General features: G+C 70.5%; 27 protein-coding genes, 1 tRNA gene, 1 pseudogene and 1 riboswitch. Of the genes and pseudogenes, 19 read left to right on the top strand and 10 right to left on the bottom strand.

The window, feature by feature from the left end:
- Positions 1–89: 89 nt before the first annotated feature.
- Complete coding sequence (locus AB0F82_RS34835; protein WP_362634920.1) at positions 90–689, bottom strand: nicotinamidase; 600 nt, start codon at positions 687–689, stop codon at positions 90–92.
- Between the two features lie 242 nt (positions 690–931).
- On the bottom strand, positions 932–2,260 hold the full coding sequence (locus AB0F82_RS34830; protein ID WP_362634918.1) for a nicotinate phosphoribosyltransferase: 1,329 nt from the start codon (positions 2,258–2,260) through the stop codon (positions 932–934).
- A gap of 80 nt (positions 2,261–2,340) precedes the next feature.
- Between AB0F82_RS34830 and clpS the strand changes: the two genes are divergently transcribed.
- The 7 genes from clpS to AB0F82_RS34795 all read left to right on the top strand — a co-directional run bounded on the left by clpS (position 2,341) and on the right by AB0F82_RS34795 (position 7,071).
- Positions 2,341–2,655, top strand: coding sequence for an ATP-dependent Clp protease adapter ClpS (gene clpS, locus AB0F82_RS34825; protein ID WP_030662673.1), 315 nt, complete (start codon positions 2,341–2,343; stop codon positions 2,653–2,655).
- Positions 2,655–3,266: a DUF2017 domain-containing protein gene (locus tag AB0F82_RS34820; protein ID WP_362634915.1), complete on the top strand. Its 612-nt coding sequence runs from the start codon at positions 2,655–2,657 to the stop codon at positions 3,264–3,266. Before clpS ends, AB0F82_RS34820 begins: the two co-directional genes overlap by 1 nt.
- A gap of 317 nt (positions 3,267–3,583) precedes the next feature.
- Entirely contained in the window at positions 3,584–5,023 is a 1,440-nt protein-coding gene (locus AB0F82_RS34815) for an amino acid permease (protein ID WP_362634913.1), read from the top strand.
- A gap of 122 nt (positions 5,024–5,145) precedes the next feature.
- Positions 5,146–5,568: a M67 family metallopeptidase gene (locus AB0F82_RS34810; protein ID WP_362634910.1), complete on the top strand. Its 423-nt coding sequence runs from the start codon at positions 5,146–5,148 to the stop codon at positions 5,566–5,568.
- A gap of 77 nt (positions 5,569–5,645) precedes the next feature.
- Positions 5,646–5,753, top strand: a complete 108-nt coding sequence (locus AB0F82_RS34805; RefSeq protein ID WP_310941867.1) for a putative leader peptide — start codon at positions 5,646–5,648, stop codon at positions 5,751–5,753.
- An 89-nt stretch (positions 5,754–5,842) separates the two neighbouring features.
- The gene (locus AB0F82_RS34800) at positions 5,843–6,121 is read left to right on the top strand and encodes a MoaD/ThiS family protein (protein ID WP_030662661.1); all 279 of its coding nucleotides are present in this window, start codon (positions 5,843–5,845) and stop codon (positions 6,119–6,121) included.
- A complete protein-coding gene (locus AB0F82_RS34795) occupies positions 6,121–7,071 on the top strand; it encodes a PLP-dependent cysteine synthase family protein (RefSeq protein WP_362634907.1) in 951 nt (316 codons plus the stop codon). Before AB0F82_RS34800 ends, AB0F82_RS34795 begins: the two co-directional genes overlap by 1 nt.
- Positions 7,072–7,203: 132 nt before the next feature.
- Here the strand turns inward: AB0F82_RS34795 and AB0F82_RS34790 are convergent, their stop codons facing one another.
- Both AB0F82_RS34790 and AB0F82_RS34785 read right to left on the bottom strand, forming a co-directional pair.
- Positions 7,204–7,557 (bottom strand): DUF488 domain-containing protein, encoded by a 354-nt coding sequence (locus AB0F82_RS34790; protein WP_362634904.1) that lies wholly within the window; start codon positions 7,555–7,557, stop codon positions 7,204–7,206.
- Positions 7,557–7,976 (bottom strand): hypothetical protein, encoded by a 420-nt coding sequence (locus AB0F82_RS34785; protein WP_362634903.1) that lies wholly within the window; start codon positions 7,974–7,976, stop codon positions 7,557–7,559. The genes AB0F82_RS34790 and AB0F82_RS34785 overlap by 1 nt, the downstream gene beginning before the upstream one ends.
- 195 nt (positions 7,977–8,171) lie before the next feature.
- On the opposite strand from AB0F82_RS34785, the gene AB0F82_RS34780 reads away from it, so the two are divergent.
- The gene (locus AB0F82_RS34780; protein ID WP_356815024.1) at positions 8,172–8,924 is read left to right on the top strand and encodes an MBL fold metallo-hydrolase; all 753 of its coding nucleotides are present in this window, start codon (positions 8,172–8,174) and stop codon (positions 8,922–8,924) included.
- A gap of 73 nt (positions 8,925–8,997) precedes the next feature.
- On the opposite strand, the gene AB0F82_RS34775 is transcribed toward AB0F82_RS34780, so the two are convergent.
- Both AB0F82_RS34775 and AB0F82_RS34770 read right to left on the bottom strand, forming a co-directional pair.
- On the bottom strand, positions 8,998–10,272 hold the full coding sequence (locus AB0F82_RS34775) for a PTS transporter subunit EIIC (protein WP_362634900.1): 1,275 nt from the start codon (positions 10,270–10,272) through the stop codon (positions 8,998–9,000).
- A 266-nt stretch (positions 10,273–10,538) separates the two neighbouring features.
- Entirely contained in the window at positions 10,539–11,834 is a 1,296-nt protein-coding gene (locus tag AB0F82_RS34770) for a PTS transporter subunit EIIC (RefSeq protein ID WP_362634897.1), read from the bottom strand.
- A gap of 227 nt (positions 11,835–12,061) precedes the next feature.
- Here AB0F82_RS34770 and AB0F82_RS34765 point away from each other — a divergent pair.
- The 4 genes and pseudogenes from AB0F82_RS34765 to rdgB form a co-directional block, all read left to right on the top strand.
- Positions 12,062–12,298 (top strand): annotated as a pseudogene (locus AB0F82_RS34765) (glucose PTS transporter subunit EIIB); the annotation flags it as partial.
- Between the two features lie 215 nt (positions 12,299–12,513).
- Positions 12,514–13,239, top strand: a complete 726-nt coding sequence (gene rph, locus AB0F82_RS34760; RefSeq protein WP_031152339.1) for a ribonuclease PH — start codon at positions 12,514–12,516, stop codon at positions 13,237–13,239.
- A 365-nt stretch (positions 13,240–13,604) separates the two neighbouring features.
- Positions 13,605–13,985 (top strand): hypothetical protein, encoded by a 381-nt coding sequence (locus tag AB0F82_RS34755; protein WP_356815021.1) that lies wholly within the window; start codon positions 13,605–13,607, stop codon positions 13,983–13,985.
- Between the two features lie 7 nt (positions 13,986–13,992).
- Positions 13,993–14,607, top strand: a complete 615-nt coding sequence (rdgB, locus tag AB0F82_RS34750; protein WP_356815020.1) for an RdgB/HAM1 family non-canonical purine NTP pyrophosphatase — start codon at positions 13,993–13,995, stop codon at positions 14,605–14,607.
- Between the two features lie 85 nt (positions 14,608–14,692).
- On the opposite strand, the gene AB0F82_RS34745 is transcribed toward rdgB, so the two are convergent.
- The 3 genes from AB0F82_RS34745 to bcp all read right to left on the bottom strand — a co-directional run bounded on the left by AB0F82_RS34745 (position 14,693) and on the right by bcp (position 15,836).
- Positions 14,693–14,776 (bottom strand) — tRNA-Leu (locus AB0F82_RS34745).
- Between the two features lie 48 nt (positions 14,777–14,824).
- Entirely contained in the window at positions 14,825–15,166 is a 342-nt protein-coding gene (locus AB0F82_RS34740) for an HNH endonuclease (protein WP_362634893.1), read from the bottom strand.
- Between the two features lie 202 nt (positions 15,167–15,368).
- Complete coding sequence (gene bcp / locus AB0F82_RS34735) at positions 15,369–15,836, bottom strand: thioredoxin-dependent thiol peroxidase (RefSeq protein WP_362634890.1); 468 nt, start codon at positions 15,834–15,836, stop codon at positions 15,369–15,371.
- Between the two features lie 110 nt (positions 15,837–15,946).
- Here bcp and AB0F82_RS34730 point away from each other — a divergent pair, with 110 nt between their 5' ends.
- The 3 genes from AB0F82_RS34730 (at position 15,947) to AB0F82_RS34720 (ending at position 17,126) form a co-directional block, all read left to right on the top strand.
- Positions 15,947–16,267: a DUF3618 domain-containing protein gene (locus AB0F82_RS34730; RefSeq protein ID WP_356815018.1), complete on the top strand. Its 321-nt coding sequence runs from the start codon at positions 15,947–15,949 to the stop codon at positions 16,265–16,267.
- Positions 16,268–16,310: 43 nt separating this feature from the next.
- On the top strand, positions 16,311–16,652 hold the full coding sequence (locus AB0F82_RS34725) for a GroES family chaperonin (protein ID WP_030009035.1): 342 nt from the start codon (positions 16,311–16,313) through the stop codon (positions 16,650–16,652).
- Positions 16,653–16,704: 52 nt separating this feature from the next.
- Positions 16,705–16,773, top strand: a riboswitch (guanidine-III (ykkC-III) riboswitch).
- 32 nt (positions 16,774–16,805) lie between these two features.
- Positions 16,806–17,126 (top strand): DMT family transporter, encoded by a 321-nt coding sequence (locus tag AB0F82_RS34720; protein WP_030026576.1) that lies wholly within the window; start codon positions 16,806–16,808, stop codon positions 17,124–17,126.
- 35 nt (positions 17,127–17,161) lie between these two features.
- Here AB0F82_RS34720 and AB0F82_RS34715 read toward each other — a convergent pair whose 3' ends face one another.
- The gene (locus AB0F82_RS34715) at positions 17,162–19,642 is read right to left on the bottom strand and encodes a transglycosylase domain-containing protein (protein ID WP_362634886.1); all 2,481 of its coding nucleotides are present in this window, start codon (positions 19,640–19,642) and stop codon (positions 17,162–17,164) included.
- 248 nt (positions 19,643–19,890) lie between these two features.
- On the opposite strand from AB0F82_RS34715, the gene AB0F82_RS34710 reads away from it, so the two are divergent.
- From AB0F82_RS34710 to AB0F82_RS34695, 4 genes are all read left to right on the top strand, one after another.
- Positions 19,891–20,694, top strand: a complete 804-nt coding sequence (locus AB0F82_RS34710) for an ABC transporter permease (RefSeq protein ID WP_362634884.1) — start codon at positions 19,891–19,893, stop codon at positions 20,692–20,694.
- Positions 20,687–21,553 carry an ABC transporter permease gene (locus AB0F82_RS34705; RefSeq protein ID WP_436842244.1) on the top strand — a complete coding sequence of 289 codons (867 nt, stop codon included), beginning with the start codon at positions 20,687–20,689 and terminating at the stop codon, positions 21,551–21,553. Before AB0F82_RS34710 ends, AB0F82_RS34705 begins: the two co-directional genes overlap by 8 nt.
- A 3-nt stretch (positions 21,554–21,556) precedes the next feature.
- Positions 21,557–22,528: an ABC transporter ATP-binding protein gene (locus tag AB0F82_RS34700; RefSeq protein ID WP_356815016.1), complete on the top strand. Its 972-nt coding sequence runs from the start codon at positions 21,557–21,559 to the stop codon at positions 22,526–22,528.
- A gap of 107 nt (positions 22,529–22,635) precedes the next feature.
- Positions 22,636–23,310 (top strand): DUF1707 SHOCT-like domain-containing protein, encoded by a 675-nt coding sequence (locus AB0F82_RS34695; RefSeq protein WP_362634881.1) that lies wholly within the window; start codon positions 22,636–22,638, stop codon positions 23,308–23,310.
- The last annotated feature ends 349 nt before the right edge of the window (positions 23,311–23,659 follow it).

Raw genomic sequence — 23,659 nt, 5'->3', positions numbered from 1 at the left:
GTTTCGCCATCCCGCCTCCCCACGCTGCTTGGAGAACTCATTTCCAACCAGCACAACGAGCAACCCGGCGAACCTTCCCGGTCACAGCACTAGGCCCGGGGCCCGGCCGTGCCCACGAGGGTCACACCGGCCGCGCGGAGCTCCTCCAGGGCCCGCTCGGTGGTGTGCGGGGCCACGGCCGCCGTCAGGTCCAGCAGGACGCGCGTGGTGAAGCCCGCGCGGGCGGCGTCGAGCGCGGTGGCCTTCACGCAGTGGTCGGTGGCGATGCCGACCACGTCGACCTCGCCGACGTGCCGCTCCCGCAGCCAGGCGGCGAGGCCCTCGCCGTTCTCGTCCGCGCCCTCGAAGCCGCTGTAGGCGGCCTCGTACGCCCCCTTGTCGAAGACCGCGGCGACCGAACCCGAGGCCACGGCGGGCGCGAAGTTCGGGTGGAACCCGACCCCCTCGGTGCCGGCCACGCAGTGGACCGGCCAGGAGGTCTCGTAGTTTGGCTCGGCCGGCGGGTGCGCGAAGTGCGCCCCCGGGTCGATGTGGTGGTCGCGGGTCGCGACGACGTGCCGGTAACCGGCGGTGGCCTGCCCGATCAGCTCGGTGATGGCGGCGGCGACGTCGGCTCCGCCGGTGACCGCGAGGCTGCCGCCCTCGCAGAAGTCGTTCTGTACGTCGACGACGATCAGTGCGCGGTGCATGACGTGTCCTTCGGCTCGATGTGCGGATATGGCGGCGGGCCCTGCGGGGGCTCTGCCCCCAGGCCCCCGCGCCTCAAACGCCGACGGGGCCGGGATTGCCCTGCGGGCGAGTCCAGCCGCGCCGGGCAGGCGGCCCCGGCCGAATCCAGCCCCGCCGGGGGCACCTCCCAGCGGTGGCCGGAAAGATCGAGGCGCGGACGTCCGGGGGAGCCCCGCAGCGGAGCCGCACCGGCCCCCGGGACCTAGACGTACTCCGTCGGGATCACGGCCTCGCCGCGCGACAGCTGGGTCGCCGACAGCGGCAGGCCCGCGCGCGCCGCGCGATGGCGGTCGCGGGCCGCTTCCAGCGGCTCGCGGGCGACCACCTCGCCGGCCTTGACCAGGTGCGTCAGCAGCTGGTGGTCGGCCAGGGCCGAGGGAACGGGTCCCACGCCCACGACCTCCGCCTCCGCCACCCCCTCGGCGTCCCGGCGGCGAGCCGCCCACTTCCGCCCGCCGATCGACGTCTTCCCGCCCGAGGACTTCTTCGCCACCGGCGCCAGCGCCGCCTTCGGGTCCGCCGAGGCGGCCCGCGCGACCAGCTTGTAGACCATCGAGCACGTCGGGTGCCCGCTGCCCGTCACCAGCTGCGTGCCCACGCCGTACGCGTCCACCGGAGCCGCCGCCAGCGAGGCGATGGCGTACTCGTCCAGGTCCGAGGTGACCACGATCTTCGTCGAGGTCGCCCCCAGCTCGTCCAGCTGCTGGCGCACCCGGTGGGCCACCAGCAGCAGGTCCCCGGAGTCGATCCGCACCGCGCCCAGGTCGGTGCCCGCCACCTCGACGGCGGTGCGCACCGCCTCGGCCACGTCGTAGGTGTCCACCAGCAGGGTGGTGCCGCGCCCCAGCGAGGCCACCTGTGCGGTGAAGGCGTCCCGCTCGCTGTCGTGGACCAGGGTGAAGGCGTGCGCGCTGGTGCCGACGGTGGGGATGCCGTACCGGAACCCGGACGCCAGGTCCGAGGTGGAGGCGAAGCCCCCCACGTACGCGGCCCGCGCCGAGGCGACGGCCGCCAGTTCGTGCGTGCGCCGCGCACCCATCTCGATCAGCGGCCGGTCGCCGGCCGCCGAGGACATCCGGGAGGCGGCCGCCGCGATCGCCGAGTCGTGGTTGAGGATCGACAGGATGACCGTCTCCAGCAGCACGCACTCGGCGAAGCTGCCCTCCACCCGCAGGATCGGCGAGCCGGGGAAGTAGACCTCGCCCTCGGGGTAGCCCCAGATGTCGCCGGAGAAGCGGTACGAGGCCAGCCAGTCCAGCGTCCGCATGTCGACGACGGCCCGCTCGCGCAGGAACTCCAGCACCGCGCTGTCGAAGCGGAAGTTCTCCACCGCGTCCAGCACCCGCCCGGTACCCGCGACCACCCCGTAGCGGCGCCCCTCGGGGAGCCGCCGGGTGAACACCTCGAAGACCGAGCGGCGGTCGGCGGTGCCGTTGGCCAGGGCGGCCTGCAACATCGTGAGCTCGTAATGGTCCGTGAAGAGCGCTGTCGACGGCACGTCCACCGGCAGGCCCAGGTCCGCAGGGTTCATGGCGGCGATGCTAGCGCACATTTCGTCAGAGTGACGAGATGTGGGTCCCGTTTGTGCAACGGGCCCGTCACGGTGGCAGCATGGGACGAGTGAGTGTTGCTCCCATTGAGATCGAACGCACTGAGTCGGCCGAAGAGACCTTCGCGGTCCCGGAACCTGACGTTCCCTGGGTGACCCTGGTGCACAACGACCCGGTCAACCTCATGAGCTACGTGGCGTACGTGTTCCAGGCGTACTTCGGCTATTCGAAGGACGTGGCGCACAAGCTGATGCTCGACGTCCACCACAAGGGGCGGGCGGTCGTCTCGAGCGGCTCCCGCGAGGAAATGGAGCGCGACGTGCAGGCCATGCACGGCTACGGCCTGTGGGCGACCCTCTCCCAGGACCGCAACTGATGGGCCGGTCCACCGGGATGTTCGAGTCCTTGAAGGGCGGCGGAGCCGCCATCACGCTGGATGGGATCGAGATCTCCATCCTGCGTTCCCTCGCGGTCCAGATGCTGGAGCTGATCGGCCCCGGCGAGGCCGAGCCGGCCGAGGACGCCGATCCGCTCGCCGCGCTGTTCGCCGACGGGCCCACCGAACCGCCGTCGGACCCGGCGCTGGCCCGCCTCTTCCCCGACGCCTACGGCGCCCCGGACGGCGGGGGCGACGAGGGCGTGGACCCGGTGGAGCTGAAGGCCCGCGCGGCGGAGTTCCGCCGCTACACCGAGAACGACCTGCGCGCCCGCAAGCGCGAGGACGCCCTGGCGCTCGTACGCAGCCTGGACGCGCTCACCCCGCCCGCCGACGGGGCCGCGGTGCTGGAGCTGACCGGCGAGCTGCCGCTGCGCTGGCTCGGCGGGCTCAACGACCTGCGCCTGACCCTCGCGGCCCGGCTCGACATCACCGAGGACGACGAGAGCGCGGCACTCTTCCGGCTGCCGGACGACGACCCGCGCAAGCCGATGGTGATGGCGTACCTGTGGCTGGGCGGACTCCAGGAATCCTTGATCGAAACCCTCTGAGGAACCTCAAGAAAGAACATCGTTCGCTCAGCGGACGCTCAAATCCGGATAACGATCAGATCACCGCGATGCGGTGATCTGTCATGATCGCCGCGCTTTGTCCGGAAATTTTGATGCCGTGCACCACATTCCTCCCCCTCGGGCAGCCGTAAGCACGTGATAAATCTTCACGACCGCCGAAGGGACGCCACCCATGTCCCCCGGCCCGCTTGAACCGGCAGACCGCCGGGTGCAACTCCATCCGTATCCGGGGGGATCGAGGACCCGATCCGCAGCCAATGAAGGCGCGGGTCGGCGTGGAGAAAGGCGCACCAGACATGACCTCAGTGCAGGTCGAGCAGCACGGCAACACGCCCGGCGAGGGCAACCAGGGCGAGGGCGGCGAGGGTTACCACCGCACGCTCGGCGCCCGCCAGATCCAGATGATCGCGATCGGCGGAGCCATCGGCACCGGCCTCTTCCTGGGCGCGGGCAAGGCGATCTCCAAGGCCGGCCCCAGCCTGATCCTGGCCTACGCGATCGCGGGCCTGGTCATCTTCTTCATCATGCGGGCCCTGGGCGAGCTGCTCATGTACCGCCCCGTCTCCGGCTCCTTCTCGGACTACGCCCGCGAGTTCCTGGGCCCGTTCTGGGGCTACGTGACGGGCTGGACGTACTGGCTGTTCTGGGTGGTCACCGGCATCACGGAGGTCACCGCCGCCGCGCAGTACATGTCGTACTGGACCCACGACAGCTTCCCGCAGTGGGCCTACGCGCTGATCTTCACGGTCATCCTCTACGCCGCCAACCTGATCTCCGTGAAGCTCTTCGGTGAGCTGGAGTTCTGGTTCTCCATGGTCAAGGTCACCGCCATCGTCGGCATGATCCTGATCTGCGCCGGCATCCTCACCATCGGCTTCTCCGACGCCGCCGACACCGCCACCGTCTCCAACCTGTGGAACGACGGCGGCTTCTTCCCCAAGGGCATCGGCGGCACGCTGATGACCCTGCAGATCGTGATGTTCGCCTTCCTCGCGGTCGAGCTGGTCGGCGTCACCGCCGGCGAGTCCAAGGACCCCGAGAAGACCCTGCCCAAGGCCATCAACACCGTGCCGTGGCGCATCGCCGTCTTCTACGTCGGCGCGCTCATCATGATCCTGTCGGTCGTCCCGTGGACGCACTTCCAGCCGGGCGTCTCGCCCTTCGTCGCCGCCTTCGAGCGGATGGGCCTGGGCGTCGGCGCAGCCATCGTCAACTTCGTCGTCCTGACCGCGGCCCTGTCCTCCTGCAACTCCGGCATGTACTCCACCGGCCGCATGCTGCGCGACCTCGCGCTCAACGGCCAGGGCCCGAAGGTCTTCACCAAGCTCACCAAGAGCGGCACCCCGCTCATCGGCACCACCTTCTCCGCCGCGCTGATGCTCGTGGGCGTCTGGATCAACTACGTCGCCCCCGGCAAGGCCTTCGACTACGTCGTCTCCTTCGCCACCATCTCCGGCATGTGGGCCTGGATCATGATCCTGGTCTGCCAGATCCGCTACCGGGCCAAGGCCGACCGCGGCGAGCTGCCCGGCTCGAAGTTCAAGGCGCCCGGCGCCCCCTACACGAGCTGGTTCGCCCTGGCCTTCATCGGCATGGTCATCGTGATGATGGGCGCCGACAAGGACTCGCGCGTCTCGCTGTACTGCGCGCCGCTGTGGGGCGTCATCCTCGGCGTCTCCTACCTGGTCATGAAGAACCGCGACCCGCGCGGCGCGGCCTTCACCAAGGCCTCCTAGCGGCGGTTCCCGGCCGTCTGCCTCGGCCGGGAGCCCCGCTCCCGTGGACGTCCTGTCCACCATGCGGGCCCCTCCGTACCACTCCTCGGTACGGAAGGGCCCGTCTGCTTATCCTGTCGCTCATGCTGACCCTCACCCAGGCCCTGTACGACCGGATCGTCGAGCACGCCCGCCAGGACCACCCCGACGAGGCGTGCGGTGTCGTGGCCGGCCCGGCGGGCACCGGCCGCCCCGAGCGGTTCATCCCCATGCTCAACGCGGCGCGCTCGCCCACGTTCTACGAGTTCGACTCGAAGGACCTCCTGAAGCTCTACCGCGAGATGGACGACCGCGACGAGGAGCCGGTGATCGTCTACCACTCGCACACCGCGACCGAGGCCTACCCCTCGCGCACCGACGTCACGTACGCGAACGAGCCGGGCGCGCACTACGTGCTGGTCTCCACCGCAGACAAGGACGGGCTCGGGGAGTTCCAGTTCCGCTCGTACCGCATCGTCGACGGCGTGATCACCGAGGAAGAAGTGCAGGTCGTAGAGGCCCACTGACCACCATGCGAGCAGCAGGTGTCCAAGATGCGGGATCACACTCCAAACCGGGCACCGGGAATCGTTAACATGACCGCATGGTTCCCCACGACGTGAGCATCGAGACGCCCGGCAGGCTGCTGCTCGTGGCGCGGCTGCACGTCGACCTGTGCCGCCTCGCCAGCGCCATCTGTCCTGCCGCCTGAGCACCAGAGCCCTCTCGCGCGGAGGGCCGACGCACCGCGCGCCCGTTCCCCCGCACACCTGCCTACGTCCTGACGACTGGAGCCCAGCCATGGCCATCGAGGTCCGCATCCCCACCATCCTCCGCACCTACACCGACGGCGAGAAGGCCGTGAACGGTGAGGGCGCCACGCTCGCCGACCTCTTCGCGGACCTGGAGACCCGGCACAAGGGCATCGAGGAGCGCATTGTCGACGGCGGCCAGCTGCGCCGCTTCGTGAACGTCTACCTCAACGACGAGGACGTCCGCTTCCTCGACGGCATCTCCACCGCGCTCAAGGACGGCGACAACGTCACCATCCTCCCGGCCGTGGCCGGCGGATCGAAGTAATGCGCTACGACTCCCCGCTGGCCGCGGTCGGCAACACGCCGCTGGTGCGGCTGCCCCGGCTGTCCCCCTCGGAGGACGTCCGGATCTGGGCCAAGCTGGAGGACCGCAACCCGACCGGCTCGATCAAGGACCGCCCCGCGCTCCACATGGTCGAGCAGGCCGAGAAGGACGGCCGGCTGTACCCCGGCTGCACCATCCTGGAGCCGACCTCGGGCAACACCGGCATCTCGCTGGCGATGGCGGCCAAGCTCAAGGGCTACCGCATCGTGTGCGTGATGCCGGAGAACACCAGCCAGGAACGGCGCGACCTGCTGGCCATGTGGGGAGCCGAGATCATCTCGTCGCCGGCCGCCGGCGGCTCCAACACCGCCGTCCGGGTGGCCAAGGAACTGGCCGCGGAGCACCCGGACTGGGTGATGCTCTACCAGTACGGCAACCCGGACAACGCGGGCGCGCACTACGCCACCACCGGCCCGGAGATCCTCGCGGACCTGCCTTCGATCACCCACTTCGTGGCCGGCCTGGGCACCACCGGCACCCTGATGGGCGTCGGCCGCTACCTGCGCGAGAACGTGCCCGGAGTGAAGATCGTCGCTGCCGAGCCGCGCTACGACGACCTCGTGTACGGGCTGCGCAACCTGGACGAGGGCTTCGTCCCGGAGCTGTACGACGCCTCCGTGCTCACCACCCGCTACTCGGTGGGCTCGGCCGACGCGGTCACCCGCACGCGCGACCTGCTCCAGCAGGAGGGCATCTTCGCGGGCGTTTCCACCGGAGCCGCTCTGCACGCGGCGATCGGCGTCGGCCGCAAGGCGGTGGCCGCGGGCGAGACGGCCGACATCGTCTTCGTCGTGGCCGACGGCGGCTGGAAGTACCTCTCCACCGGCGTCTACACGGCGGCGACGACGGAAGAGGCCATTGAGGTCCTCCAGGGCCAACTCTGGGCCTGACCCCGGCGGGGCTGTCCTTCAGCCCCGCCGGCGTGTGAGGCGCGGGTCCGGGCAGCGCCCGGGAAACGGAGATGGGGCGGGCGGGGGAGAAGCTCCGCGCAGCGGTCAGGCCGGTCAGGCCGGTCAGGCCGGTCAGGCCGAAAGGTGTTCCGCCAGGACGGCGGCGTGGCTGGAGCCCGGGTCCTTGACCGCGGTCAGCAGCGTCACCGGCCCGGCCCCGACCAGGCCCCGCAGGCGGGCCAGCTCCGCCGCCGCCTCCGGCTCCGCCAGCTCCGCCTCGTACCGCTGCCGGAACTCGACCGCCGAACCCCCGTCGTGGAACCACTTCCGCAGCTCCGTCGACGGCGTGACCGCCTTCGGCCACTCGTCGACCCCCGCCGCCTCCTTCGCCAGTCCCCGTGGCCACAGCCGGTCCACGAGCACGCGCAACCCGTCCGCCTCCGGCTCCGGCGGGTCGTACACGCGCCGCAAGCGGATCGCCGTCATCACCGACCGCCTCCCAGTCCCTTGATCTCGTCCCACACCGCGGGGTCCAGCATCCCCAGCCTGGTCCGGAACTCCCACAGCGACACCTCGTCCGGCCGGTCCGCCTCCAGGAAGGCCGCCCGGCCCTGCGCCCCCACCGTCCCCGGCGGCAGCGGGATCACGCCGGCCCGCCGGTCGTCGTACTTCGCGGTGATCCACGCGACCCGCGCCCGGTGCTCCCGTACCGGTCCCACGCTTAGGACCAGGCAGGTCCGGCCGTCCATCAGGGTCCACAGCTCACCCGCCTGCGGGTGCGGCGGCCGGCCGGTGCCGTGCGCGGGCGGGGCCCGGCGTGTGACGCCCAGCCGCCCCCCGGCGATCAGCATCACCAATGCCAAGGCCACGGCCGCGGCCACCGCGGGCCACCAGGACGTGTCCATGTTTCGACCGTAGCCGCGCGGGAAGGCCCCGGCACGGCAACCCCCGTGCCCACCGTCGCTCCCCCGGGTGACAGCGCAGGTGATTCCCCCCACAACGGCCTGCCGCGGAGGAGCGACCGGACGTTTCGCGCCTTACGCTCGACCCACGCACGGCCCGCATTCCGTCCACGGACCGTCCACGGAGGTTCACGCTCCATGAAGCTCACCGTCGTCGGCTGTTCGGGGTCGTTCCCGTCCGCGGAATCGGCCTGTTCGAGCTACCTCGTCGAGGCCGACGGCTTCCGGCTGCTGCTCGACATGGGCAACGGCGCCCTCGGCGACCTGCAGCGCCATTGCGGTCTCTACGACCTCGACGCGATCTTCCTGAGCCATCTGCACGCCGATCACTGCATCGACATGTGCGCGTACTTCGTCGCCCGTTTCTACCGCCACGAGGGCGGCCGCTGCGGCACCATCCCCGTCTTCGGCCCCGAGGGCACCGAGAAGCGCCTGACCACGGCCTACGACGACGTCCCCGACGAGCGCTCGATGAGCGAGGTCTTCGACTTCCGCACCCTGAAGTCCGGGGCCTTCGAGATCGGCCCCTTCCAGGTCCGTACCGAGCGGGTCGCGCACCCCGTCGAGTCGTACGCCATCCGCATCGAGCACGGCGGCCGCTCGCTCACGTACTCCGGGGACACCGGCGTCTGCCCCGAGCTGGGCCAGCTCGCCGAGGGCGTCGACCTCTTCCTCTGCGAGGCCTCCTTCACGCACGGCAAGGAGGACATCCCGGACCTCCACCTCAACGGCCGCGAAGCCGGTGAGTACGCCCACGGCGGTGGCGTCGGGCGGCTCGTCCTCACCCACATCCCGCCGTGGACGGACCCCGCGCAGAACCTCGCCGACGCCCGCGCGGTCTACGACGGCCCGGTCGACCTGGCGTACGCGGGCGCGGTCTACGAGGTCTGAGCGGCACCCGCACACGCGGAAGCCCCCGCCCTCCCGGAAGGGAGAACGGGGGCTTCCGTGCGTACGGGGCTGCTTACTTGGCCTCGGCCTTGGCCATTTCGGCCAGCTCCTCGTCGGACTCGCGGCCCGGGGTGGGGAGGTTGAACTTGGTGATCGCGAAGCGGAATCCGAAGTAGTAGACCGCTCCGAAGACCAGGCCGATCGGGATGATCATCCATGGGTTGGTCGCCTTGCTCCAGCCGAGACCCAGGTCGATCAGACCCGCTGAGAAGGTGAAGCCGGCGTGGACCCCGAGCGCCCAGGTGATCGCCATGGAGAGGGCGGTCAGGACGGCGTGGATCGCGTACAGCACCGGGGCGATGAACATGAACGAGAACTCGATGGGCTCGGTGACACCCGTGACGAACGAGGTGAGGGCGAGCGAGACCATCATGCCCGTGACGGCCTTGCGGCGCTCCGGGCGGGCGGTGTGGGCGATGGCCAGGGCCGCGGCCGGGAGGCCGAACATCATGATCGGGAAGAAGCCCGTCATGAACAGACCGGCGTCCGGGTCACCGGCGAAGAAGCGGTTCAGGTCACCGTGGACGACCTCGCCGGCGGCGTTGGTGAAGTCACCGATCTGGAACCAGGCGACGGTGTTGACGAACTGGTGCATGCCGATCGGGATCAGCGCGCGGTTGATGGCACCGAAGACGCCGGCGCCCGCGGCGCCCAGCCCGGTCATCCACTCACCGAAGTTGGAGATGACCTCGCCGATCGGCTCCCAGACCAGACCGAAGAACACACCGGCGAGGACGCCGACGAAGGCCATGATGATCGGGACGAGCCGGCGGCCGTTGAAGAAGCCGAGCCAGTCCACCAGCTTGGTGCGGTGGAAACGCTGCCACAGGACCGCGGCGAGCAGACCCATGATGATGCCGCCGAGGACACCGGGGTTGTTGTACGTCGCGAGGACGTCGACACCCTTGTTCTCCGTGGTGTTGACGACGGCCTCGGTCACCGGGAAGGCGGTGAGGACGTTCTTGTAGACCAGGAAACCGACGAGCGCGGCCAGCGCCGTGGAACCGTCCGCCTTCTTGGCGAAGCCGATGGCGACACCGATGCAGAACAGCAGCGGCAGGTTGGCGAAGACGGCGTCACCCGCGGTGGCGAACACCGTGGCGACCTTGCCCCAGCCGAGGCCGTCCTTGCCGAAGACGTCGGGCTGGCCGAGGCGCATCAGGATGCCGGCGGCGGGCAGGACGGCGATGGGCAGCTGGAGGCTGCGGCCGACCTTCTGCAGACCCTGGATCAGGCCGGATCCCCGCTTCTTGGCGGGCGGCGCAGCGGCGTCAGTAGCCGTACTCATAACTTCCTCCGGGGGGAGCAAGGCGCCGCCAAGGGGTGGAACCAAGGGGGACGGCGACGTCTCAGAAAAGGGGACACGCCGCCGGGGGAAGCGGTCGTGGTCTACACCAATCGTGGTGTAGACCAGTTGTAACACGGTGAGGGTTAGATAAGGAACCTTCGATTTCCTGTGGCCTGGATCACATGTCGTGCGGCGTGCTGAAGGGCCCCCGGATCGTGATCCGAGGGCCCTTGACGGACCGGTTCCCCGTGCTGCCGGGGGCGTCCTCACGCCTTGGTGTTCTCCGCCTCCATCGCCTCGATCTCCTCGTCCGACTCCCGGCCCGGCGTCGGAATGTCGAACTTCGTGATCGCGAAGCGGAAGACGGCGTAGTAGACGACCGCGAAGCCTAGCCCGATCGGAATGATCAGCCACGGTTTCGTGGCCAGCCCCCAGTTGATGACGTAGTCGATCAGGCCCGCCGAGAAGCTGAAGCCGTCGTGGACGCCGAACGCCCACGTCACCGCCATCGACACACCGGTCAGCACCGCGTGGACCGCGTACAGCGCCGGCGCGACGAAGAGGAAGGAGTACTCCAGCGGCTCGGTGATCCCCGTGACGAACGAGGTCAGCGCCACCGACAGCATCAGACCGCCGACCTCCTTGCGCCGCCGCGGCTTCGCGCAGTGCGTGATGGCCAGGGCCGCCGCCGGCAGGGCGAACATCATGATCGGGAAGAAGCCGGTCAGGAACAGGCCCGCGTCCGGGTCGCCGTTGAGGAACATGTTGATGTCGCCGTGGACCACCTCGCCGTTCGGCTTCGTGAAGCTGCCGAACTGGAACCACACCGGCACGTTCAGGAACTGGTGCAGGCCGATCACCAGCAGCGCCCGGTTCGCGACACCGAAGATGCCCGCACCCCAGTAGTCCAGGCCCGCCAGCCAGTCGGAGAAGCTCTCCAGCGCGTCACCGATCGGCGGCCAGACCCACAGGCAGAGCGCGGCGAAGGCGATCGCCACGAAGGCCATGATGATCGGCACGAGCCGGCGGCCGTTGAAGAAGCCGAGCCAGTCCACCAGCTTCACCCGGTGGTAGCGCTGCCAGAACCAGGCCGCCAGCAGGCCCATGACGATGCCGCCGAACACCCCCGGATTCTGGAAGGTGTACTGCGCGAAGGTCTCGTCCGGCCCCAGGCATCCGCCCCCGATGTCCCTGGTGCCGTCCGGGCACGGCACCGGGAACGCCCGCAGGACGCTGCGGTAGACGAGGAAGCCGGCCACCGCCGCCAGCGCCGTCGAACCGTCCGCCTTCTTGGCCATCCCGATCGCGACCCCGACGCAGAAGAGCAGCGGCAGGCCGAGATCGGCGTTGAGCAGGGCGCCGCCCGCCGCCGCCATCACCTTGGCGATCTGCGGCCAGACGCCGGTGCCCTCGGCGTCGATCAGCCCCAGCCGGTTCAGGATGCCTGCCGCCGGCAGCACCGCGATCGGCAGCTGCAGGCTCCGCCCCATCTTCTGCAGCCCCTGGTAAAGGCCGTTGCGCCGGGACGGTCGTGGTACTGCGGCGGCGCTGCTCCCACTCATCGGCGTCTCCCTGGCCGGCCCGGGTTTTTGGATGCGGCAGCAGTTCCGTGCACACTGGTGTAGACCAGTTGTGGGCAGGTTGCTGCTGATCGTCATCATTCGGCAGGGACCGGACACGCGCTCGACTAGGTGGGCCAACCGTGCGTTACCGTGACAACGCGGGCCGCGCGGGTGGGTATCCACGGTCCGGCCGCTGAGACTCGTTCGTCGCATCACTCAGGGAGAAACACATGGCCACCAAGGCTGAGAAGATCGTCGCCGGGCTCGGCGGCATCGAGAACATCGAAGAGGTCGAAGGCTGCATCACCCGCCTGCGCACCGAGGTCGTCAACCCCGACCTCGTCGACGAGGCCGCCCTCAAGGCCGCCGGCGCCCACGGCGTCGTCCGGATGGGCACCGCGGTCCAGGTCGTCATCGGCACCGACGCCGACCCGATCGCCGCCGACATCGAAGACATGATGTGACCCGCACCCCCTGAGCCCTAGCCCGGACCACCGGCCCTGAGCGCCGATGCGTTCCGAAGCACCGAAGACCCCGTCCCGCAACCCGGACGGGGTCTTCGCGTAGGGGCATCCGGCCGGTCCGGCCGGTCCGGCCGGTCCGGCCGGTCCCGCGGGCGCCGGCACCTGATCCGGCCCGACCGGCCGGACACCCCCTCCCACCCACTAGGCTCGGAGGCATGTCTCGCATTGACGGCCGTACGCCCGAACAGCTCCGCCCGGTCACCATCGAACGCGGATGGAGCAAGCACGCCGAGGGCTCCGTCCTCATCTCCTTCGGAGACACCAAGGTCTTCTGCACCGCCTCCTTCACCGAAGGCGTCCCGCGCTGGCGCAAGGGCAGCGGCGAAGGCTGGGTCACCTCCGAGTACTCGATGCTGCCGCGCTCCACCAACACCCGCGGCGACCGCGAATCCGTCCGCGGCAAGATCGGCGGCCGCACCCACGAGATCTCCCGCCTCATCGGCCGCTCGCTGCGCGCCGTCATCGACTACAAGGCCCTCGGCGAGAACACCATCGTCCTGGACTGCGACGTCCTCCAGGCCGACGGCGGCACCCGCACCGCCGCCATCACCGGCGCCTACGTCGCCCTCGCCGACGCCGTCGCCTGGGGCCAGAAGAAGAAGCTCGTCAAGGCCGGCCGCAAGCCCCTGACCGGAACCGTCGCCGCCGTCAGCGTCGGCATCGTCGACGGCGTCCCGCTCCTCGACCTCTGCTACGAGGAGGACGTGCGCGCGGAGACCGACATGAACGTGGTCTGCACCGGCGACGGCCGCTTCGTCGAGGTCCAGGGCACCGCCGAGGGCGAGCCCTTCGACCGCAAGGAACTCAACGCCCTCCTCGACCTCGCCGCCGGCGGCTGCGCGGACCTCGAAGCCATTCAGCGGGGCGCGCTGGACCTCTAGGTCGTGTCGTCAAAGTCCCGCCCGGCCGGCGGGGCCGACGCCACTTTGACGACACTTCCCAGGTCGTGTCCGCGAAGTCCCGCCTGCCCGGCGGGTTCCGGCCCGCACGCTTGCCGCGCTGTCGTCGGTCGCCGATGCTCCGCATCGGCTCCCTCCTCCGCCGTGCAATCGCAGGCACCAGACCCCGCTGACCACCGCTTTCCGGGCGGCCGGCGCTCCTTCGCGGACACTCGCGAGGGGCAACCACAGGACGCCCTGCGGCGTCCCTACGGACAACGGGCGCACGGTGCAACAGCCGTGCGCCCGCCCATGCCCGCCCTCGTCCGCCCCGTTCGCCTACGAACACGTCCTCTCGGGAGAACCGTATGAAGCTCCGCATAGCGGCAGTAGCCGTGGCAGCCGTCCTGACCATCCCGGCCCTTTCCGCCTGCGACGCCATCTCCACGGCGATGGACTGCGCCAACACGGCGGTCGCCATCACGGACGGCGCGAACGACCTCCAGCAGGCCGTCTCCCAGGCGGGCAACAGCCCCCAGGACGCCAAGAACGCCCTCGACCAGATCGAGGCGAACCTCAAGAAGATCGGCGACCAGACCGGCAACGCCGACCTGGGCAAGGCCATCGACTCGATGAACACGGCCGTCAAGAACGTCCGCACCTCCATCGACAGCGGCAACTCCGTCCCGGACATCAAGCCGGTCGCCGACGCCGCGAGCGAGATCTCCAAGGTCTGCACCCCGGGATAATGAGGGCATGACCTCGACGCCCAGCCGCCTGATCCTCGCGACCCGCAACGCGGGCAAAGTCTCCGAATTGCGCGCCATCCTCTCCGACGCCGGCCTGCCCCACGGGCTGGTCGGCGCGGACGCGTACCCGGAGATCCCCGACGTCAAGGAAACCGGCGTCACCTTCGCCGAGAACGCCCTCCTCAAGGCCCACGCCCTGGCCCGGGCCACCGGCCTGCCCGCGGTCGCCGACGACTCCGGCCTCTGCGTGGACGTCCTGCACGGCGCGCCCGGCATCTTCTCCGCGCGCTGGGCCGGCCGCCACGGCGACGACAAGGCCAACCTGGACCTCCTCCTCGCCCAGCTCGGCGACATCGCCGACGAGAACCGCGGAGCCCACTTCGCGTGCGCGGCGGCCCTCGCGCTCCCGGACGGCACCGAACGCGTCGTGGAGGGCCGCCTCCTGGGTACCCTGCGCCACACCCCCTCGGGCACGGGCGGCTTCGGTTACGACCCGATCCTCCAGCCCCTGGGCGAGTCCCGCACCTGCGCGGAACTGACCCCGGCCGAGAAGAACGCCATCTCCCACCGCGGCCAGGCCTTCCGCGCCCTGGTCCCCTTCATCCGCGCCCTCCTGGACTGACACCCGGCCCGGCGAACGCCACCGGTAAGCGGACATGCCCAAGGCCCCGTACGCGACAACTGTGTACGGGGCCTGGGTATGGGTGTGCGGTTGGGGGGACTCGAACCCCCACGGGTTTTACCCCACTGGGACCTAAACCCAGCGTGACTGCCAATTCCACCACAACCGCGACATCTTGCCGAATTCGGACATTGAGTCCTGTTGAGGCGCTCCCAGTCTACGGGCGGCCAGGGTGGGAGTCAGCCCCGGGAGGGCGTTTCCGGCACCACGTGTCCGTCATGGCGTGGCAGTTGGGGCAGAGGTGCCGAAGGTTCTCGCGTCGGTTGTCGAGCCAGTCGCCGTTGATGTGGTCGATCTGAAGAGTGATCGGTCGACCCTGCCATTCGCCGGGATTCCCGCAGTCGGCGCAGGCGCACGGGACCCCGACTTCCTGCAGGGCCTGATGGCCGCACGTGCGGCCCGGGACATGGGGGGGCCATGATCGATCCGTACGAGCGGGAGGCGCTGGCCGCAGCCGTTGACGACGTGAACCACCGTCGGCTGCGGCGAAGGGTGGCACAACTCGAACTCGACGTCAGCCATTTCACTCGCCGTCCGTGGAGCAGGTCTCTCCCTCGACGGCAAGGAAGTCCGTCATGCCCGACGTATTCGTCGTACACCCCGAGGGGTCGCCCCGCGCCAAACGCTCCCGGCTGCCGTCCGATAAGCGGAGCGGGCCGCCCCTGACCAGGGGCGGCCCGCTCCGGGAGGACGGGGGGTGGTCAGATGCCCAGGTCCTTGATGATCTTGGCTACGTGGCCCGTCGCCTTCACGTTGTAGAAGGCGTGCTCGATCTTGCCCGCCTCGTCGACGACCACCGTGGAGCGGATGACACCCGTGACCGTCTTGCCGTACAGCTTCTTCTCGCCGAACGCCCCGTACGCCGCCAGCGTCTCCTTCTCCGGGTCGCTGACCAGCGTGACCTTCAGGTGTTCCTGCTCGCGGAACTTCGCCAGCTTCTCCGGCTTGTCGGGGGAGACGCCGATGACGTCGTAGCCGGCCGCGGCCAGGGCGGCCAGGTTGTCCGTGAAGTCGCACGCCTGCTTCGTGCAGCCCGGCGTCAGCGCGGACGGGTAGAAGTAGACGATCACCTTCCGGCCCTTGTGGTCAGCGAGCGAGACCTCGTTGCCGTCCGCGTCGGGCAGGGTGAAGGCGGGGGCGGTGTCGCCCGGCTGGAGTCGCTCGCTCATCTGACAGTCTCCTCGGGAGGGGATCGGTACGTCACGAGACTAAGCTGACAGACTGTTCACGGCGGACTACGCCCCCACACGATCACGACCACGACGACGGAGGCAGCGCGGTGTCGGAAGCCAGGACCCCCGCACAGATCGAGGCGGACATCGTCCGCCGCCGCGAGCAGCTCGCCGAGACGCTCGACGAGATCGGCGTGCGCATGCACCCGCAGACGATCATCGGGGACGCGCGGGCCCGGGTCGCCTCGACCGTCGACCAGACCGCGGGGCGGGCTTTCGCCTCGGTGAACCGTGTCGTGACGGACCTGCGCGACGGTCTGCGGCACGAGGACGGGACCCCGCGCCTGGAGCGCGTCGTGCCCGTCGCGCTGCTCGCGGTCGGCGTCGTCGGTCTGCTCGTCGTCTCGGCGCGCCGCCGACGCGGATGACCCTGCGCGGTACGGAAGGCGCGCGGAGAGGTAGGTTCGGGGCGTGAGCGAGAACACCACCCACGACAAGCTGCCCATCCGCATGCTGCACGACCGCGTGCTCGTGAAGTCCGACCTGCCGGAGGGCGAGCGGCGCTCCGGCGGCGGCATCCTGATCCCGGCGACGGCCGCGGTGGGCAAGCGGCTGGCCTGGGCCGAGGTCGTCGCGGTCGGACAGAACGTCCGGACCGTCGAGCCCGGTGACCGGGTGCTGTACGACCCCGAGGACCGGGCCGAGGTCGAGGTGCGCGGGGCGACGTACGTGCTGATGCGCGAGCGGGACCTGCACGCCGTGGCGGCGGAGCGGCTGGAGGGGTCGGAGGACTCCACGGGGCTCTACCTCTGATCCGCCGCAGGGCGACGGCAAGGGCTGGTGGCCGAGGTCACCGGCCCTTTTCGCTGCCCTTTGCTACGGTGGGGGAGACCCGACGAGACGCGCCGTACCGGGTACGACAAGACGACGCACCCCCGTATCGCCCGATGTCTCGGAGGTGCCGTCATGGCCTGGGTTCTGCTTCTTCTCGCCGGTCTGCTCGAAGTGGGCTGGTCGATCGGTATGAAATTCACCGAGGGCTTCACCCGGCTCTGGCCCAGCGTGTTCACGGGCGCGGGGATCGTGGCCAGCATGGTGCTGCTGTCCTACGCCGCGAAGACCCTGCCCATCGGCACGGCGTACGGGGTGTGGGTGGGGATCGGTGCCGCCGGTGCCGCGGTGCTCGGTATGGCGGTGCTGGGCGAGCCCGTCACCGCCGCCCGGATCTTCTTCATCTGTCTGCTGCTGGTCGCCGTGGTGGGGCTGAAGGCGACGTCCGGTCACTGACCCTCCTGTACCTCCTGTAGCGGTTGTTGCAGGGGCTATTCCAGGAACGCCGAGGGCGGGCGCGGGCCTCCGATGACGCCGCCGCCGTCGGAGCCGCCCGGGCCGCCGGTACGGCCCTGGGTGCCCGCGGTGGTGGCGTCTTCGTCGCCCCGGCCGGTGCCGCCGTCGTCGTCGCCCTGACCGGTACTGGTTCCGGTACCGCCGTTGTCCCGGCCGCCCTGCGTCCGGCCGCCGTTGTCGCGGCCGCCGTCCTGGCCCGCGTTGTCCCGGCCGCCCTGGGTGCGGCCCCCGTTGTCCTGCCCGCCGTTGTCCTGCCCGCCGTTGTCCTGGCCGCCGGACGGCGGGGTCGGCCGCAGGGAGGGGGACCGCGTGTCCTCGTCCGGTGTCTCCTGGGGCGGGTTCGACTGCGCGGAGGGCGGTGGCGGGGGCGGTGCGGCGCCCGGCTGGAGGTCCAGTTCGAAGTCGACGGGGTCGGTGGCCTCCAGCGCGGTCTTCGTGTACGCGGCCCAGATCCGGGCCGGGTAGCCGCCACCGCCGATGCGGGATTCGCCGAGGGCCCCGTACAGCGACTCCAGGGTGCCGGTGTCGGGGTCCTGGCCCATCATCGCGACCACCGTGACCAGGTTCGGGGTGTAGGCCGCGAACCAGGCCGAGCGGTCCAGCTCGCCGGTGCCGGTCTTGCCCGCGGCCGGGTGGCCGGCGGCGAGCGCCGCCGTACCCGTGCCGTTGTCCACGACGCTGACCAGCATGGACGTGGTGGTGTCGGCGGCCTCGCGGCTGATGGCCTGGACGGGGGCCCGCTCGGGCAGGGGGATCTTGTCGCCGCCCTTGGAGATCTCCTCCACGAAGGTGTAGGGGGTGCGGCGGCCGTGGTCGGCGAGGGTCGCGTACGCCTGGGTCATGTCCAGGACGCTGGCCTGGAGGGTGCCGAGTGCCATGGCCGGGCCGACCACGAAGTTCGGGGTGTCCTCGGGGACGCCGAGGTCGACGGCGGTCTTCTTGACCCTGGCGGTGCCGACGTCGACGGCCATCTGTGCGTACACGGCGTTCACGGAGAGGTCGGTGGCGGTGTTGACGGTGATGTTCCCGTACGAGACCTGGCCCTCGTTCTCCGGGGCGAAGCGGATCCGGCCGCCGACGACGGGGCGTTTGTTGTCGCCGTTGTAGATCGTGTTTGGGGTGATCCTGCGGCCGTCCTGGGTGCGGGAGTCGTTCTCGACGGCGGCCGCGAAGACGAACGGCTTGAAGGTGGAGGCGACCTGGTAGTCGTGCCGGGTCGCGTTGTTCACGTACTGCCTGGTGTAGTCGACGCCGCCGTACATGGCGACGACCTTGCCGGTGGCCGGGTCGATGGAGACGCCGCCCGCCCGCACCAGCCGGTCCGCCTTGCGGGTCTCCGGGTCGAGCCTGCCGAGCATCTGGTCGTCGACGGCCTCCACGAAGTCGCTCTGGCGGCGCCGGTCGATGGTGGTGCGGATCTGGTAGCCGCCCTCGGCGAGGGTCTTGTCGTCGAGGATCTTGCGGTCGACGATGAACTCCTTGATCGCTTCGACGAGGTAGCCGCGCTGGCCGGACAGGCCGGCGGCGGCCCGTACCTTGCCGGGCTCGGGGAACGCCGTGGTCGCGCGCTCGGCGGCGGGCAGCCAGCCCTTCTTGACCATGCCGTCGAGGACGTAGTTCCAGCGGGCGAGGGCGCGCGGGCGGCTCTGCGCGTGGGAGACGACGTCGAAGACGCTGGGGGAGTTGAGGAGAGTGGCGAGGTAGGCGCCCTCGGCGGTGGTGAGGCTGCCGACGTCCTTGCCGTAGTAGGCCTGTGAGGCGGCCTGGATGCCGTACGCGTTGCGGCCGAAGTAGCTGGTGTTCAGGTAGCCCTCGAGGATGTAGGCCTTCGACTTCTCGCGGCCGAGTTTGATCGCGATGAAGAACTCCTTGGCCTTGCGCTTGAGGGTCTGTTCCTGGCCCAAGTAGTAGTTCTTGACGTACTGCTGGGTGATCGTCGAGCCGGACTGGGTGCCTTTGCCGGTGGCCGTGTTCCAGGCGGCGCGGACCATGGCCTTGGGGTCCACCGCCCGTTCGGAGTAGAAGTCCCGGTCCTCCGCGGCCAGTACGGCCTCCTGGACGGTCAGCGGGATCTGCGAGAGGGGCACGTTGACGCGGTTGACCTCGCCGTCGCGGGCGATCTGGGAGCCGTCGGAGTAGAGGTAGACGTTGGACTGCGCGGTCGCGGCGGCGTTGGCCGGGGGGATGTCGACCAGCAGGTAGCCGGCCACGAGGCCGCCGCCGATCAGGAGGGCGAGGAGCAGTACGGCGCCGAGGACCATGCGCCAGGTGGGGAGGAGGCGGCGCAGGCCGGTCCGCCGGCGGCGGGCCTTCGTTCCAGGGCGGTCCGGGCCGTTCGGGCCGTCCGGGCCGTTCGGGTGCGTCGGGGGGTGCGGTCCGGCGGGGCCGGCCCCGCCGTGGGGCGGGGTGTCCGGGTCGCGAGGGGTCCAGCCCGCGGGTGGTGACTGGTCGCTCATCTCCAGGACTCCTCGACGCTGTTCGAAATATCCACTTCTGTACCTCATGGTGTCTACCCGATGGCCGGTGACCAGCGCCCCGGACGGGGGTAAATCGGTCGCGTGGCTCGCCCCTCCGCACTAAGCTCGCGCGCTTTGGCCGACGTAGGAACGACGTGGAAAACGGAGGGGATACGGTGCGCCAGAGAGTGCGCCAGAGAGTCCGCCTGGGAGTGGTCCAGGCAGTGCGCCGAGGAGCGCGCCGGAGAGTGGCCCTTTACGCGGCGGTCGCGGCCGGCGGATTCCGGCGCTACGCCACCTACGGGACGGCGACCGCCGCGGGCGTCTTCACCAACACCGTGTTCGGGTTCATCGTCGCGTTCACATACATCGCGCTGTGGGAGCAGCGCCCGGGGCTGGGCGGCTACGACCAGGCCCAGGCCCTGACCTTCGTCTGGGTGAGCCAGTCGCTGCTGGCCGCGGGGGCGTTGATCGGCGGGGGGTTCCAGGAGGAGCTCCAGGAGCGGGTGCGCACGGGTGACATCGCCGTCGACCTGTACCGGCCCGCCGACCTCCAGATGTGGTGGCTGGCGGCCGATCTGGGCCGTGCCGCCTTCCAGCTGCTGGGGCGCGGGCTGGTTCCGCTCGCTGCGGGAGCGCTGGTCTTCCGGCTGGCGCTGCCCTCGGACCCGTCGCGCTGGCTGCTGTTCTTCGTCTCCGTGACGCTCGGGCTGGTGGTGAGCTTCGCGCTGCGCTACCTGCTGGGACTGCTGGCCTTCTGGCTGATGGACGGGGCCGGGATCAACCTGATGGCGACCGTCGTCTCGATCTTCTTCTCCGGGATGCTGCTGCCGCTGACCGTCTTCCCCGGCGCCTTCGGCGAGTTCGTGCGCGTACTTCCGTGGGCGGCGATGCTCCAGGTACCGCTGGACGTGCTGCTGGGCGAGCACGCGGGAGCCGGGGACGCGGCCGGCGCGCTGGGCTTCCAGGCCGGCTGGGTGCTCGTACTGCTGGGAGCGGGGCGGCTGTTGCAGTCGGCGGCGATGCGGAAGGTGGTGGTCCAGGGTGGCTGAGGCGGTACTGGAGCGGGAGTTCGCGGAGCTGCAGGTGCCCCGCGCGCGGGGCAGGGTCCGGGAGGGGCTGCGCGGCTACGGCCTGATCGTGGGGATGTGGATCCGGTCGACGATGACGTACCGGACGTCCTTCGTCCTGTCGACGGTGGGGAACGCGGCGATCACGCTGCTGGACTTCGTCGCGATCTACATCATGTTCTCGCACGTGGACGTCCTCGGCGGCTTCACGCTGCCCGAGGTCGCGCTGCTGTACGGGTCCTGCTCGGCGTCGCTGGGGCTGGCGGACCTGCTGCTGGGCAACACGGACCGGATCGGCGCCAGGATCCGCGACGGTTCGCTCGACACCATGCTGGTGCGGCCGGTCCCGCTGCTCGCGCAGGTCGCGGCCGACCGCTTCGCGCTGCGCCGGCTGGGCCGCGTCGGACAGGGGCTGGGGGTGCTGGGCTGGGCGCTCTGGACGCTGGACGTGGAGTGGACGGCCGGGAAGGTGCTGCTGGTGCCGGTGATGCTGCTGGCCGGCGGGTCGATCTTCGCGGCGGTGATGGTGGCCGGGGCCGCCTTCCAGTTCCTCGCGGGGGACGCGGCGGAGGTGCAGAACTCCTTCACCTACGGCGGCTGCACGATGCTGCAGTACCCGCCGACGGTCTTCGCGACCGACCTGCTGCGCGGGGTGACCTTCGTCGTGCCGCTGGCCTTCGTCAACTGGCTGCCCGCGCTGTACGTGCTGGGGCGGCCCGATCCGCTGGGACTGCCGGGGTGGGCCGCGTTCCTGAGCCCGCTGGTGGCCCTGGCGGTGTTCGTGCCCGCGTCGCTGGCCTGGCGTGCGGGAGTCCGTTCGTACCGGAGCACGGGGAGCTGAGCCGTGGTGGATGATGCGCTGATCTCGCTGGACGGGGTGGAGAAGGTCTTTGACGTACGGCGCCGGGTGGGCCTGATGCGAAGGGAGAAACGCCAGGTCAGGGCGGTGGACGGGATCAGCTTCGCGGTGGCGCGGGGTGAGATGGTCGGCTACATCGGGCCCAACGGGGCCGGCAAGTCGACGACGATCAAGATGCTGACCGGCATCCTGACGCCGAGCGGCGGCCGGCTGCGGGTCGCGGGCATCGACCCGGCGCGGGAGCGGGTGCGTCTCGCGCAGCGGATCGGGGTGGTCTTCGGGCAGCGCACCACGCTGTGGTGGGACCTGCCGCTGAAGGACTCGTACGGGCTGATGCGGCGGATGTACCGGGTGCCGCGGGCGCGGTTCGAGGAGAACCTGGAGCGGTGCGTGGACCGCCTCGACCTGGCGGAGCTGCTCGACGTACCGGTACGTCAGCTGTCGCTCGGGCAGCGGATGCGCGGGGACATCGCGGCGGCGCTGCTGCACGATCCGGACGTGCTGTACCTGGACGAGCCGACGATCGGGCTGGACGTGGTCAGCAAGGCGAAGGTACGGGGCTTCCTGCGGCAGTTGAACGGGGAGCGCGGCACGACGGTGCTGCTGACCACGCACGACCTGCAGGACATCGAACAGCTCTGCGAACGGGTGATGGTGATCGACCACGGGCGGCTGATGTACGACGGGGCGCTGGGCGGGCTGCACTCGGCGGGGTCGGTGGGGGAGAGCGAGCGGACGCTGGTGGTGGACCTGGAGCGGGAGCTGGCGCCGATCAGCGTGCCGGGGGCGCGGGTGGTGAAGGTGGAGGGGCCGAGGCAGTGGCTGGCGTTCCCGGCGGGGTCGTCGGCGGCGCCGCTGGTGTCGGCGGTGGCGGCGCAGTACCCGCTGGTGGACCTGTCGGTGCGGGAGCCGGACATCGAGGACGTGATCGCGCGGATGTACGCGGGGCGGGGCTGAGCGGGTCCCCTCGGGGGCGGGTCAGGGGCGGCTCAGGGGAGATTCGGGGACGGCCTCAGGGGCCCGGACCATACAACTCCCGGCCGAGCGTGCATAGTCTGGTGCGCATGAGTGACGAGCGGCCGGAGAAGCCGTTGCCGGAGTTGAGGGCGTCGGATGCCGACCGGGACCGGGTGGTGGAACGTCTTCGGGACGCCGTCGCCGAGGGCCGGCTCGACATGGACGAGTTCGAGGAGCGGCTGGAGGCGGCATACAAGTCGCGCACGTACGCGGAGCTGGAACCGCTGACGGCCGATCTCCCGGCGCCCACCGGCCCGGCGGCCACCGGCCCGGCAGCCTCCATGCCCGCGACGGTGGCGGCGGGCGGCTCTGCCTGGCCGGGCCGGATCGGCGGTACGGGGACGTCGACGCTGGCCGTCGCGGTGATGTCGGGCTTCCAGCGCAAGGGCCGGTGGACGCTGCCGCCGCGCTTCGACGCGGTGGCGTTCTGGGGCGGCGGAGAGCTGGACCTGCGCGAGGCGGACTTCGCGCAGCGCGAGGTGGTGATCAACTGCGTCGCGGTCATGGGCGGCATCGAGATCACGGTGCCGCCGGGGGTGGACGTCGACGTACGGGGCTTCGGTTTCATGGGCGCGTTCGACCAGCGGGACGGCCCGGGGCCGACGGACCCGGGCGCTCCGCGGTTGGTGGTGACGGGCTTCGCGTTCTGGGGCGGCGTGGAGGTCAAGATCAAGCCCCCCAAACGCCCCGGGGGCGGCCCGTCGCTCCGCAAGGAGCTTTAGCGCTCGGCTGCGGCTGGCCGGTGGTGCTGGGGCGCTGCCCCAGACCCCGCGCCTCAATCGCCGGCGGGGCTGGTGGTGTGGGGCGGTCCCCCGCCGGAGTGTCTCCTCGGCTCGGCGCCAACGGGCATGTCGCGGTGGTACCCGGTGGTCGCGCCTCGTCCTGCGGGGACACTCCGCCGTGTCCCCACCCCACGGCAGGGCTCCGACAGTGCCCCGAAAACACCCCCGACCGACTGGACGGTTCCCGGAGCGGGACCCGACGCGTGGGGAGCGGGGACGGGGAGGGGTGTCCCCGCAGGACGAGCGCGCAACCACCGGGTACAGCCGCGATCGCTCGCACGCGCCGAGC

The organism is Streptomyces virginiae, assembly GCF_040638905.1.
GTDB lineage: Bacteria > Actinomycetota > Actinomycetes > Streptomycetales > Streptomycetaceae > Streptomyces > Streptomyces virginiae_B.
Note: the sequence above shows the minus strand (reverse complement) of the source record. Positions and strands in the feature narration are given on the sequence as shown.

Bases quoted from the DNA above. Each gene is read 5' to 3' on its own strand.
- AB0F82_RS34835 (WP_362634920.1), bottom strand. From the start codon at position 689: ATGCACCGCGCACTGATCGTCGTCGACGTACAGAACGACTTCTGCGAG.
- AB0F82_RS34830 (WP_362634918.1), bottom strand. From the start codon at position 2,260: ATGAACCCTGCGGACCTGGGCCTGCCGGTGGACGTGCCGTCGACAGCG.
- clpS (WP_030662673.1), top strand. From the start codon at position 2,341: ATGGGACGAGTGAGTGTTGCTCCCATTGAGATCGAACGCACTGAGTCG.
- AB0F82_RS34820 (WP_362634915.1), top strand. From the start codon at position 2,655: ATGGGCCGGTCCACCGGGATGTTCGAGTCCTTGAAGGGCGGCGGAGCC.
- AB0F82_RS34815 (WP_362634913.1), top strand. From the start codon at position 3,584: ATGACCTCAGTGCAGGTCGAGCAGCACGGCAACACGCCCGGCGAGGGC.
- AB0F82_RS34810 (WP_362634910.1), top strand. From the start codon at position 5,146: ATGCTGACCCTCACCCAGGCCCTGTACGACCGGATCGTCGAGCACGCC.
- AB0F82_RS34805 (WP_310941867.1), top strand. From the start codon at position 5,646: ATGGTTCCCCACGACGTGAGCATCGAGACGCCCGGCAGGCTGCTGCTC.
- AB0F82_RS34800 (WP_030662661.1), top strand. From the start codon at position 5,843: ATGGCCATCGAGGTCCGCATCCCCACCATCCTCCGCACCTACACCGAC.
- AB0F82_RS34795 (WP_362634907.1), top strand. From the start codon at position 6,121: ATGCGCTACGACTCCCCGCTGGCCGCGGTCGGCAACACGCCGCTGGTG.
- AB0F82_RS34790 (WP_362634904.1), bottom strand. From the start codon at position 7,557: ATGACGGCGATCCGCTTGCGGCGCGTGTACGACCCGCCGGAGCCGGAG.
- AB0F82_RS34785 (WP_362634903.1), bottom strand. From the start codon at position 7,976: ATGGACACGTCCTGGTGGCCCGCGGTGGCCGCGGCCGTGGCCTTGGCA.
- AB0F82_RS34780 (WP_356815024.1), top strand. From the start codon at position 8,172: ATGAAGCTCACCGTCGTCGGCTGTTCGGGGTCGTTCCCGTCCGCGGAA.
- AB0F82_RS34775 (WP_362634900.1), bottom strand. From the start codon at position 10,272: ATGAGTACGGCTACTGACGCCGCTGCGCCGCCCGCCAAGAAGCGGGGA.
- AB0F82_RS34770 (WP_362634897.1), bottom strand. From the start codon at position 11,834: ATGAGTGGGAGCAGCGCCGCCGCAGTACCACGACCGTCCCGGCGCAAC.
- rph (WP_031152339.1), top strand. From the start codon at position 12,514: ATGTCTCGCATTGACGGCCGTACGCCCGAACAGCTCCGCCCGGTCACC.
- AB0F82_RS34755 (WP_356815021.1), top strand. From the start codon at position 13,605: ATGAAGCTCCGCATAGCGGCAGTAGCCGTGGCAGCCGTCCTGACCATC.
- rdgB (WP_356815020.1), top strand. From the start codon at position 13,993: ATGACCTCGACGCCCAGCCGCCTGATCCTCGCGACCCGCAACGCGGGC.
- bcp (WP_362634890.1), bottom strand. From the start codon at position 15,836: ATGAGCGAGCGACTCCAGCCGGGCGACACCGCCCCCGCCTTCACCCTG.
- AB0F82_RS34720 (WP_030026576.1), top strand. From the start codon at position 16,806: ATGGCCTGGGTTCTGCTTCTTCTCGCCGGTCTGCTCGAAGTGGGCTGG.
- AB0F82_RS34715 (WP_362634886.1), bottom strand. From the start codon at position 19,642: ATGAGCGACCAGTCACCACCCGCGGGCTGGACCCCTCGCGACCCGGAC.
- AB0F82_RS34695 (WP_362634881.1), top strand. From the start codon at position 22,636: ATGAGTGACGAGCGGCCGGAGAAGCCGTTGCCGGAGTTGAGGGCGTCG.